Source organism: Fluviicoccus sp. (genome assembly GCF_030646115.1).
In the GTDB taxonomy this organism is placed as follows: Bacteria; Pseudomonadota; Gammaproteobacteria; order Pseudomonadales; family Moraxellaceae; genus Fluviicoccus.
Window position 1 is genome coordinate 1 of sequence record NZ_JAUSMX010000020.1, and the last position, 1,066, is coordinate 1,066.

Below are 1,066 nucleotides of genomic sequence, written 5' to 3' on the forward strand. Positions count from 1 at the left end.
GGGGAAGGACTGGGTGGTGATGCCGGCCGCCTCATGGCGCATCAGCTCTTCACGGGTCAGAAGCAAAAGCTTCGGGTTTTTCTTGATTTCCTCGCGATACCAGTTTTCGAAGCTGTAGCCGCTGCACACATCGGCCGGCAATTGCTGGTCGTAGAAAGCAAAGATCAGCTCTTCGTCCACCAGCACGTCTTGCCGGCGCGCCTTGTGTTCCAGGTCTTCTACTTGCTTGATGAGCTTCTGGTTGGCCTCCAGAAACGGCAGCTTGGTTTCCCATTGGCCGTCCACCAGGGCTTGGCGGATGAAAATCTCACGCGCAGCCACCAGGTCCACGCGGCCGAAATTAACGCGACGGCCGCTGTAGATAACGATGCCGTACAAAGTGGCACGCTCCAGCGCTGTTACTTCTGCTGCCTTCTTTTCCCAGTGCGGATCGAGCAATTGTTTCTTGAGCAGATGGCCCGCCACCTGCTCAAGCCATTGCGGTTCGATGGCGGCAATGCCCCGGCCAAACAGGCGGGTGGTTTCCACCAGTTCGGCCGCCACGATCCAGCGGCCCGGTTTCTTGACGAGGTGCGCGCCCGGATGCGGATAAAACTTGATGCCGCGTGCGCCCAGGTACTCGCCGGAGGCGCCTTCAGTTTCCAGCTTGCAGCCGATATTGCCCAACAGGCCCGACAGCATCGACAGGTGTAGCTGTTCGTAATTGGCGGGCAGCGTATTGAGCCGCCATTTGTGTTCGGCCACCACGGTGTGCAGTTGCGAATGAATGTCGCGCCATTCACGCACGCGGCGAATGTTGACGAAGTTCTGCCGCAGCAGTTGTTCGTACTGGCGGTTGGACAGCTTGTGCTGCCCCTCCCCGCCCTTGCCGTCGTTGATCCACTTCCACAGCTTCAGGTAACCACTGAACTCGCTCTTCTCGTCATCAAACTTGACGTGCGCCTGATCGGCCTGCTGTTGCGCCTCCATCGGCCGGTCGCGCACATCCTGCACGCTGAGTGCCGAGGCGATCACCAGCACTTCGTCCAGCGCGCCGCGCTCCCGCGCTTCCAGAATCATGCGGCCG

The 1,066-nt window shown here is 59.9% G+C and carries 1 protein-coding gene; it reads right to left on the reverse strand.

Going from position 1 to position 1,066, the window contains the following annotated elements; all coding sequences use genetic code 11:
- Positions 1-1,066 (reverse strand): DUF3418 domain-containing protein (locus Q7T36_RS14920; RefSeq protein WP_304850332.1); only part of this gene is annotated, 1,066 nt, incomplete at both ends.